The organism is Mycobacterium sp. (assembly GCF_035653355.1).
Lineage (GTDB): Bacteria > Actinomycetota > Actinomycetes > Mycobacteriales > Mycobacteriaceae > Mycobacterium.
Window position 1 is genome coordinate 1 of record NZ_DASRBZ010000190.1, and the last position, 10,138, is coordinate 10,138.

Consider the following 10,138-nt stretch of genomic DNA (forward strand, 5'->3'; position numbering starts at 1 on the left):
TCGCTCATGCCGTACTCCGTGACCATCGACCGGGCGATCTTCGTCGCCCGCTCGATGTCGTTCTGGGCGCCGGTGGTCGGGTCGGTGAAGATCAGCTCCTCCGCCGTGCGCCCGCCGAGGAGCATGGCCAGCTCGTCGGACAGCTCCGACCGGGTCACGAGGTACTTGTCCTCCAGCGGGAGGGTCAGCGTGTAGCCGAGCGCCCGGCCCCTGGGGATGATCGACACCTTGTGGACGGGGTCGGCGTTGGGCAGCGCGTGGGAGACGAGAGCGTGGCCACCCTCGTGGTAGGCGATGACCAGCTTCTCCTCTTCGGAGATGATCCGGCTCTTGCGCTCGGGGCCGGCCACCACCCGGTCGACGGCCTCGTCGAGGTCGCCGTTGGTGACCATGTCGCGGCCCTTGCGGGCGGCCAGCAGCGTGGCCTCGTTCATGAGGTTGGCCAGGTCGGCGCCGGTGAAGCCCGGAGTCCGCCGGGCCATGACGTCGAGGTCGACCTCCTTGGCCAGCGGCTTGCCCTTGGCGTGCACGTTGAGGATCGCCTTGCGGCCCTCCAGGTCGGGCCGGTCGACCACGATCTGGCGGTCGAACCGGCCGGGCCGCAGCAGCGCCGGGTCGAGGATGTCGGGCCGGTTGGTGGCGGCGATCAGGATGACGCCCTGGCGCAGGTCGAACCCGTCCATCTCGACGAGGAGCTGGTTGAGCGTCTGCTCCCGCTCGTCGTGGCCGCCGCCCAGGCCGGCGCCGCGCTGGCGTCCGACCGCGTCGATCTCGTCGACGAAGATGATGCACGGGCTGTTTTGCTTGGCCTGGTCGAACAGGTCGCGCACCCGCGAGGCCCCCACACCGACGAACATCTCGACGAAGTCCGAGCCGGAAATCGTGAAGAACGGCACCCCGGCCTCGCCGGCGACGGCCCGGGCCAGCAGCGTCTTGCCGGTTCCCGGCGGGCCGTAGAGCAGCACACCCTTGGGGATCTTGGCGCCCAGCGCCTGATACCGCCCGGGGTTCTGCAGGAAGTCTTTGATCTCGTAAAGCTCCTCGACCGCCTCGTCGACACCGGCGACGTCGGCGAAGGTGGTCTTGGGCATGTCCTTGGAGAGCTGCTTGGCCCGGGCTTTCCCGAAGCCGAAGCCCATCCGCGCCCCGCCCTGCATGCGGGAGAACATCACGAACAGCCCGACCAACAGCAATAGCGGCAACACGTAGATCAGCAGCGATCCCAGGATGTTGCCCTGGTTGACGACCGTGCTGACCTGTGCGTTCTTACTGCTCAAGGCGTCGAACAGCGGGACCGCGTAGCCGGTGGGGTACTTGGTGATGACTTTGTCGGAGCCGGCGGTGTCGTTGTTAGGGCTTTTCAGCGTCAACCGCAGTTGCTGTTCGCGGTCGTCGATCTGGGCGCTTTTGACGTTGTCGGCTTTGATCTGTGCCATCGCCACCGAGGTGTCGACGGGCTTGTAGCCGCGCGTGTCGTCACTGAAATAAAAAAACGACCAGCCAAGCAGCAACACCACGGCGATCGCCGTGAGGGTGCGGATCACGTTTTTCCGGTTCATCAAGCATCGGCCGTGTTCGGCCAGGTCCTTCCCCGATTCACGCAGCTGGAATAGTCCAGGTTACCGCTCGTGGCGATCGCCAGCGCGGCTGAGCCGCGCGCAGCGGGTCGCCACCATGCAGCCCAGTATCGATCGCCAGCGCGGCTGAGCCGCGCGCAGCGGATCGGCACCCATGTTGGTGGTGTTATTGCCCGGCTCGTCAGCAGTCCCCTTCGGGCCCGCATCAGGCGCCGCCTAGTGCAACGACTGCGCGCCGAGCAGCGGTTCCCGGCTGATGCTCTGCTACCAGCGAAACGGGTCGCCAGCCCGGCGCGAACAAGCCGTGACCCCTTCTCAGCCGGTTTCTGTTGTGCTTTGGTGAGACCGTGCGCGCACCCACCGAACGGTTAGTTGATACCAACGGTGTGCGGCTGCGGGTCGTCGAGGCAGGGCAACCCGGTGCGCCGGTGGTGGTGCTGGCGCACGGATTCCCCGAACTCGCCTACTCGTGGCGGTACCAGATTCCGGCGCTGGCCGCGGCGGGCTTTCGCGTGCTTGCCCCCGATCAGCGCGGCTACGGCGGCTCGTCTCGGCCAGAAGCCATAGAGGCCTATGACATTGCGGCGTTGACCGCCGACATCGTCGGCCTGCTCGATGACGCCGGCACCGACCGCGCGGTGTGGGTAGGTCATGACTGGGGCGCCCCGGTGGCATGGAGCGCGGCGCAGCTCCACCCCGACCGCGTCGCGGCAGTGGCGGGTTTGAGCGTCCCGCCGACACCGCGCTCCCAACTGCCGCCGACGCAGGCGTTCCGCAAGGTCTTTGGCGACCACTTCTTCTACATGCTCTATTTCCAGGAGCCCGGCGTGGCCGACGCCGAGCTCAACGCGGATCCGGCCAAGGTCATCCGACGGATGATGGGCGGGCTGCGCAGCGGTGACGACCGAGCCGCGGCGCTGCGGATGGCCCGAGCAGGGCCGGAGGGTTTCGTCGAACGGTTGCCCGAGCCCAACGGCCTGCCGGACTGGATCAGCGCGGACGAACTCGACCACTACATCGGCGAATTCAGCCGCACGGGGTTCACTGGCGGACTGAACTGGTATCGCAATTTGGACCGTAACTGGGAGATCCTGGCGGATCCGGTGAGCGCGACGATCACCGTGCCGGCGCTGTTCATGGCCGGAACAGCCGATCCTGTATTGGGGTTCATGCGCCGCGACCGCGCGGGCGAAGTGGTCACCGGTCCGTATCGCGAGGTGATGATCGACGGCGCGGGGCACTGGCTACAGCAGGAAAGACCCGACGAGGTCAACGCGGCGTTGCTAGATTTCCTCGAGGGATTGGAGTTGCGATGAGTGGTGGTCCGCTGCGTTTCGGCGCCTTCATCACACCGTTTCACCCGACCGGCCAGTCTCCCACGGTGGCACTGGAATACGACATGGAGCGCGTTGTCGCACTGGACCGCCTCGGCTTCGACGAAGCATGGTTCGGCGAGCACCACTCCGGCGGCTACGAGCTGATCGCGTGTCCAGAGGTGTTTATCGCCGCGGCGGCCGAGCGGACCAAGCACATCCGGCTGGGCACCGGAGTGGTTTCGCTGCCCTACCACCATCCGCTGATGGTGGCCGACCGCTGGGTATTGCTGGACCATTTGACCCGTGGCCGGGTGATGTTCGGCACCGGCCCAGGAGCGCTGCCCTCGGACGCATACATGATGGGCATCGACCCGGTCGAGCAGCGCCGGATGATGCAGGAGTCGCTGGAGGCAATTCTGGCGCTGTTTCGCGCCGCCCCCGGTGAGCGGATCAGCCGGCACTCCGACTGGTTCACCTTGCGCGACGCGCAGCTGCATATTCGCCCCTACACCTGGCCGTATCCCGAGATCGCCACCGCGGCAATGATTTCCCCGTCCGGGCCACGATTGGCCGGAGCGCTGGGCACGTCGCTGCTGTCGCTGTCGATGTCGGTGCCGGGCGGGTACGCGGCGCTGGAAAACGCCTGGGAGGTGGTCTGCGACCAAGCCCGCAAGGCCGGACGCGACGAACCGGACCGCGCGGGTTGGCGGGTGCTGGGCATCATGCATCTGGCCGACAGCCGCGACCAGGCGATCGACGACTGCACCTACGGCCTGCAAGATTTCGCGAAATACTTCGGCGCCGCCGGGTTCGTACCGTTGGCCAACCTGGTCGAGGGCGCACAATCGCCGCGGGAGTTCGTCGAAGACTATGCGGCCAAAGGCAATTGCTGCATAGGGACACCCGACGACGCGATCGGCTACATCCAAGATTTGCTCGACCGCTCCGGAGGTTTCGGAACATTTTTGATGCTGGGCCACGACTGGGCATCCCCCGAAGCGACCTACCACTCTTACGAATTGTTTGCCCGCAAGGTGATTCCGCATTTCAAGGGCCAGCTGGCCGCACCGCGGGCGTCGCACGAGTGGGCTCGCAGTATGCGGGATCAACTGCTTGGCCGCGCCGGCGAGGCGGTAGTCAAAGCCATCAGCGAGCACACCGACGAACTCAAGCTGGAAAGCGAGCAGAACTGATGCGCGCCGCGGTATTGCGGGACGGGCGCATGGTCTGCCGCGACGATGTGCCCGATCCGGTGCCTGGGCCGGGCCAGGTGCTGGTCGCCGTGCGCTCGTGCGGAATCTGCGGCTCGGACCTGCATTTCGCCGCCCACGGTGACGAAGTGCTCGCGCTTGGCGCCGAGGGCGGTTTCGGGGAGATGGGTGTCGATTTGAATCGTGACGTGTTCATGGGTCACGAATTCAGCGCCGAGGTGCTCGAAGCTGGTCCCGATACCGAGACACATCCACCCGGGACGCTGGTGACGTCGATACCCGTGCTGCTGTCGGAGAAAGGTGTCGAGCCGATCGTCTACTCCAACCGCACAATCGGCGGTTACGCCGAACGGATGCTGCTTTCGGCGCCGCTGCTGCTGCCGATTCCGAACGGCTTGGATCCCAGGCACGCCGCGTTGACCGAGCCGATGGCGGTCGGGCTGCACGCGGTGAATAAATCGGGAATCGGGCGCGGAGAGGTCGCCTTGGTAATCGGTTGCGGCCCGATCGGAATCGCGATCATCGCCGCATTGCGGGCGCGCGGCGTGGAAACAATTGTGGCTTCTGATTTTTCACCTAAGCGGCGCGAGTTAGCTGCTGCCATGGGCGCGCACCAGACAGTGGATCCCGCACAGGAGTCGCCGTTCGACACCGTTTCGCCGGCTGTGGTGTTCGAGGCTGTCGGGGTTCCGGGCATCATCGACGACATCATACGGCGGGCCCGACCGGGCACCCGGCTCGTCGTCGCGGGCGTATGCATGCAACCCGACACCATGCATCCGTTCTTCGCGATTGCCAAAGAGATCAACGTGCAGTTTGTGCTCGCTTATGACCCAAACGAATTCGCCGACTCGCTGCGTGCGATTGCTGAAGGAGATATCGACGTTGCCCCGGTGATCACCGGCGAAGTGGGCCTCGACGGGGTCGGAGCGGCGTTCGACGATCTGGCCGATCCGGAACGGCACTGCAAGGTTTTGGTTACACCGTAGGACGGTTCTGCGATATCGGGGCCGGTAGCCGCCGCTGTGAACTGCACGCAAAAGCGGTGCATAACAATGGTTCGAGCAAAAGCGGCACGTGATTTTGCCAAATCGGTTCCAGCGCCAACGCGCGGTGTTTAAGGTGATCTATTTGGGCATGCGCCGGAAAGGAGGTTTCCACGACGCTGACCGAGCACACTGGTCGCGCTTCGGTGTGCTGATTGTGCGCCATATCATCCAGCCAATTTCAACAATGGCCGATACAACGGCCGGAAAGGAATCACCGTGACAGTGAGTAGTTTTCGAACCCGCGCTGTGATCTCCGCGGCAGGCGCCACAGCGGCCGCCGCGTTAGCGTTCGCCGTGGTCCCCGTCGCAAATGCCGATGACGAAGCCTGGGGCGCGATCGCCGTCTCTCCAGACGGGAAGTCCGTGGGCGTAGCGACTGATAAGCCAAATGAGTACCAGGCCAACATAGGCGCGACCTCTGACTGTCACCAAAACAATCCCACCTGCAACGTGTTGATTACCTTCAAGTACCCCGACTGCGGTGCCGTCGTCAGAAACGGAGACCAGTATTTCGGGGACAGCGGCGCCACGCAGCAAGAAGCAGAACAAAACGCAATGAACCAAAGCCCGGGCAGCACAGTCCTCAAGTCGGCATGCAACACCCCGCCCGCGGGCTCGACCGCCACGCCCACGAGCGGAACCACAACACCGACAAGCACGAGCAGCTCGACCACAAGCACGACCAACCCGCCCCAAGGCCAGTGATCGCGCTGGCTCCGGGTTTTCACTCGGCGGCTATATCACGGCACTCCGCCGCCCGAGCCTGGTAGCGAGACGCGAACCGTTGCCCCGCCGAGCAGGCCAGAGACGTCGGCCCGCTCGGCGGGGTTTCTACCATCGCGTGAGCTACCCGTTGTTGGGCTGCGGATGCCCTTGCGTGATAGTGCTCTGTTCAACCGTCGCCGCTGCGCCTGATGTACTACAGGCGACGAAAGGTAGCGCATGATGCGTAGCGCGATGCGGCTGCTTGGCGCTGTCACGCTGGTTGTTGCCCTGATTGCCGCCTGCAACTCTGAGAAGAGCAGTGACCGGACGAGTGGGCAGCTGCCTGAAGGCGCGCTCAGGATCATGGCGAAACCGGCATATGCGACCGCGAGGTGGCTCTACTACGTAGCCGATCGCGACTCCGGCGAAGTTCTGTTGAGCCAGCGTCCCGACGAGATGGTGCTTACCGGCTCGGCCGCAAAGCAATTCACGATCGGGACGGTGTACGACACCATTGGGCCCAACGCCCGGCTGACCACACCGGTGTATGCCACTGCGCCGGTGATCGAAGGCGTGCTGCACGGCGACGTAATCCTGGTCGCCTCAGGCGATCTCACGCTGGGCGGTCGCGGCGCGATGCACGGCCGCGTCGACGACGCGTTCGACGCCACCAGTATCGATCACGTGTACGGCGACATTGCGCCAAACGCCCGCAAGGTCAACGACGATCCCTTGGCCGGCCTCGATGACCTGGCCCGCCAAATCGCCGCCAAGGGAGTCAAGGTCGTCGACGGCGACGTCGTCGTCGACACCCGAATCTGGCAGTCACCCCCTGGGCATGAGGGTGCTGTGCCATCCGTCTTCGTCAACGACAACCTGTTGGATATCGAAGTGATACCGGGTGCTATCGGCCAGCCGGCCGCCGTCCGACCATCGCCTGCCACAACCGCATTCACTGTGCAGTCGAAAGTATCGACGGTCAAACCTGACAACCCGTCGAGCCTGGAGGTGACCGCCGACCCGACCAATCCGCGCAACATTGTGGTCAGCGGGCTGATCCCGCAAGGCAGGCCGCAGCTCACGATCTACCGGGTGCCCGAGGCTGCCGCGTGGGCGCGGACATTGTTTATCGAAGCCCTTGGGCGAGCAGGGATTACGGTGAGCGCTCCGGCTCTTGGTCCCAACGATCAGTCCCGGCTTCCGGCACCGAACAGCTATTCGGGCCGCCGTCAATTGGCGTCGCTGCAATCGCCACCGTTGCAGGCATTCGGCTCGATGATCCTGCGCGCCAGTTACAACGCCGGGGCCAATGCGATGCTGTGCCTGCTGGCATCCAAGACCGGTTCCAACGATTGCTCCGACGGGTTGCGAACCATTCGGGCCACCGTGGAAAAGGCGGGATTGCGGTCAGACGCTGTCGTGCTCACCGACGGCGAGGGGGCTTACCCGGCCTCGTCGACGCCGAAACAGATGGCGGCCTGGAACGGGTGGGCGGCCCGGCAGCGGTGGGGACCGGCGTTCGTCTCCGGACAGCCCGTTTTGGGCGCGACCGGCACCATAGCGCCCGTCGGGCACAACAGCCCCGCAAAGGGCAAGGTGCAGGCTAAGACCGGGACCGTCGCAGTAGCCGATCCCGCGACCGGTCGCGCTCTAGTCAACGTGCAGAGTCTCGCGGGTTACATCACCACTGAAAAGGGTCGTCATCTGGTTTTCGACCTGTCGATGAGCGGCGCCACCTACCCTGACGTCCTCACCGGCCTGCGGCAAGCCAACGACGACGTCGGAATGGTGGCGGCGCAAATTCAGCAGTCGCTGTCCAAGTGAGCCACCGAGGTCTCAGCACGGTGCACCACATATCCAACCGCGACGAGCCCGAGCCAGATAACGCCCACCAAGATCGCGGTGCGGCCATGTGCAGTGAAGAACAACAGCACCACGACCAAGGCGAGGAAGGCCAGGGCCAACGCCGTCGTCGCCGGCGCGCCCGGGAGCCGATAGCGGGAGGCCGGCAGTTCTCCGGCTGCAACTCGTCTGCGATAAACCAGGTGCGACAGCAGGATTGAGGTCCACACAAAAATGATCCCGATGGTGGACACCGACGTGATGTAAGCGAACGCCTTGTCCGGGGAGAGCCAGTTGACGAATACGCCCAGGCTCATCACGAGAACTGAGAAGGTGGTCGCCACGAGCGGCACGTGACGCGCGCTCAACAGCTGCAGGTGAGCCGGCGCCTCACCCCGCTGGGAGAGGCTGCGCAGCATACGGCCCGTCGAATAGATGCCGGCATTGCATGACGAGAGGGCGGCGGTCAGCAGGATGAAGTTGACGGTGCCGGCGGCCGCCGGGAGGTTGATGTATTGGAACACCGCGACAAAGGGACTTTGGCCGTCGTGGAAGTTACGCCAGCCGCGCACCGACAAGATGACGAACAGCGCCCCGACGTAGAACAGCCCGATCCGGAACGGCAGGGTGTTAATCGCCTTGCGCAAGGTCACTTTCGGGTTCTCCGCTTCACCGGCGGTCACGCCGACCAGCTCGACGCCAACATAGGCGAACACCCCGACCTGCAGGCTCAGTAACGCTTGGCCCAAGCCGGTCGGGAAAATACCACTGTCATTCCACAAGTTGGCAATGGTCGGTCCAGTGGTTGGTCCTAGAGCCGGAATGGGAAGCAGCACACCGATACCCATGATGATCATGCCGACGATGGCCGCCACCTTGATCATCGAAAACCAGAACTCGGCCTCGCCGAAGATCTTCACCGAGATGAGGTTTGCGGCGAAGAGAACGACGAGCACAACCAGTGCCGTGACCCACTCGGGAACGGCGGGCCACCAGAACTTCACATACTTTCCGCCGACGGTGATCTCGGCCATGCAGGTGGTGGTCCACACTGCCCAATACGTCCAGCCGTTGGCGAAACCGGCAAACCGGCCGAGGAACTCCTCCGCGTATTCGGACATGCTGCCCGACACCGGTCGGTACACAAGCAGCTCGCCAAAGGCGCGCATGATGACGAAGATCGCCAGACCGGCGACCAAATACGCCAGGATCACCGCTGGGCCGGCCTGCTCGATAGCACCACCGGCCCCGTAGAACAGCCCGGTGCCGATCGCGCCGCCGATTGCGAGCATCTGGACAGTTCGGGCCGAAAGGCCGCGTTCATATCCGAGGTCGGATACTCCCGTTTCGGATTTGGCCAGGCTCACTGGGATCTCTTATCACAGGATCGCGGGGCGGAGAGGCGGGGCGCCGACGTACCCGGCGCGTCGCACGGAGTTGCCAATTGGGCGCGGTGCCTTCGCTTCTGTGGATGGAAGCGCCGCTGCGTATAACTCAGGCGATGAGCAGCTGCCGGGGCCGTGGCGTCAGTGGATGGCGCTATGATCGAAAGTATGTTCGAGGCTCTTGCTGATCCACTGGCTATGGCTGGTGTTGACGACCCTGCGGCGATGGGAGATCTGGACGCATCAGCCCTGGTGGCTGCGGTGCGCTCGTCGTATCGGTTGGAGTCGATGCTGGTGGCGCGGCGGCTGGCAGCGGTGGCAGCGCTGTTGCGGCATCGGCTGGCGGCGGCCGAAAGCGCGGACGCGGAGCGCGGGTTCGCGGTGGTCGACGGGTTCGAGCAGACCACGGCCGAGGTGGCTGCGGCGATGAACTTGTCCGCGATGGCAGCCAGCTATCTGGTATCGCACGCTCACGCTCTCGATACACGCCTGCCCAAGGTGGCCGCGCTGTTAGCTGAGGGCCGAACGGATTGGCGCACAGTCCGATTGATAATCAGCCGCACCGACCTGGTTACCGACGCGGAGCTGATGGCCAAGCTGGATGGGTCACTGGCGGCGCGTATCGGTAAGTGGCACAGCTGGTCGCGGCAGCGAATCGTCAACGCGGTAGATGCTGCAGTACGCGTCGCCGATCCCGACGCTGCACGTGAACGCCGCGAGCGCGCCGAGGATGACCGCTACATCGGGACCAGCGCCACGGAGCACGGGATGGCCGAAATCTACGGCACCGTGGCGGCGTCGGCGGCTACGGCGTTCGACCGGCGGCTGTCGGAGCTGGCCAAGCAGGTGTGCGCGGAGGATCCCCGCAACCTGGATCAGCGCCGCGCCGACGCGCTCGCTGCGCTGACCGAAGGACGGCGCCTGGCTTGCGCCTGCGGAAAGCCGGACTGCCCCACCCGCGGCGACGCTGCCCAGCCTGATCGCGATCCGGCTGGTGCGCAAGTCGTCATAAACGTGGTGGCCAGCGAGCAGACGGTCTACGGCAACAGCAGT

Annotated in this window: 8 protein-coding genes; 6 read left to right on the top strand and 2 right to left on the bottom strand. The window is 64.9% G+C overall.

Features of this window, described 5'->3' with window-relative positions; all coding sequences use genetic code 11:
• On the bottom strand, positions 1 to 1,559 hold a 1,559-nt coding region (ftsH, locus tag VFA16_RS06355; RefSeq protein ID WP_324967002.1), incomplete at its 3' end, for an ATP-dependent zinc metalloprotease FtsH.
• Positions 1,560 to 1,924: 365 nt separating this feature from the next.
• Between ftsH and VFA16_RS06360 the strand changes: the two genes are divergently transcribed.
• The 5 genes from VFA16_RS06360 (at position 1,925) to dacB (ending at position 7,682) form a co-directional block, all read left to right on the top strand.
• Complete coding sequence (locus tag VFA16_RS06360) at positions 1,925 to 2,893, top strand: alpha/beta hydrolase (protein WP_324967003.1); 969 nt, start codon at positions 1,925 to 1,927, stop codon at positions 2,891 to 2,893.
• Positions 2,890 to 4,086: an LLM class flavin-dependent oxidoreductase gene (locus tag VFA16_RS06365; protein ID WP_324967004.1), complete on the top strand. Its 1,197-nt coding sequence runs from the start codon at positions 2,890 to 2,892 to the stop codon at positions 4,084 to 4,086. The genes VFA16_RS06360 and VFA16_RS06365 overlap by 4 nt, the downstream gene beginning before the upstream one ends.
• Positions 4,086 to 5,093 carry a zinc-binding dehydrogenase gene (locus VFA16_RS06370; RefSeq protein WP_324967005.1) on the top strand — a complete coding sequence of 336 codons (1,008 nt, stop codon included), beginning with the start codon at positions 4,086 to 4,088 and terminating at the stop codon, positions 5,091 to 5,093. The genes VFA16_RS06365 and VFA16_RS06370 overlap by 1 nt, the downstream gene beginning before the upstream one ends.
• 423 nt (positions 5,094 to 5,516) lie before the next feature.
• Entirely contained in the window at positions 5,517 to 5,858 is a 342-nt protein-coding gene (locus VFA16_RS23750; RefSeq protein ID WP_414687650.1) for a DUF4189 domain-containing protein, read from the top strand.
• A gap of 363 nt (positions 5,859 to 6,221) precedes the next feature.
• Complete coding sequence (gene dacB / locus VFA16_RS06380; protein WP_324967007.1) at positions 6,222 to 7,682, top strand: D-alanyl-D-alanine carboxypeptidase/D-alanyl-D-alanine endopeptidase; 1,461 nt, start codon at positions 6,222 to 6,224, stop codon at positions 7,680 to 7,682.
• Here dacB and VFA16_RS06385 read toward each other — a convergent pair.
• Positions 7,661 to 9,067, bottom strand: coding sequence for an amino acid permease (locus VFA16_RS06385; protein ID WP_324967008.1), 1,407 nt, complete (start codon positions 9,065 to 9,067; stop codon positions 7,661 to 7,663). The two genes, dacB and VFA16_RS06385, sit on opposite strands and share 22 nt — an antisense overlap.
• Before the next feature lie 243 nt (positions 9,068 to 9,310).
• Here VFA16_RS06385 and VFA16_RS06390 point away from each other — a divergent pair.
• The coding region (locus VFA16_RS06390) for a DUF222 domain-containing protein (protein WP_324967009.1) at positions 9,311 to 10,138 on the top strand (828 nt) is incomplete at its 3' end.

Coding starts and splice junctions, on each gene's coding strand:
- VFA16_RS06365 (WP_324967004.1), top strand. CDS start 2,890: ATGAGTGGTGGTCCGCTGCGTTTCGGCGCCTTCATCACACCGTTTCAC.
- VFA16_RS06370 (WP_324967005.1), top strand. CDS start 4,086: ATGCGCGCCGCGGTATTGCGGGACGGGCGCATGGTCTGCCGCGACGAT.
- dacB (WP_324967007.1), top strand. CDS start 6,222: ATGGCGAAACCGGCATATGCGACCGCGAGGTGGCTCTACTACGTAGCC.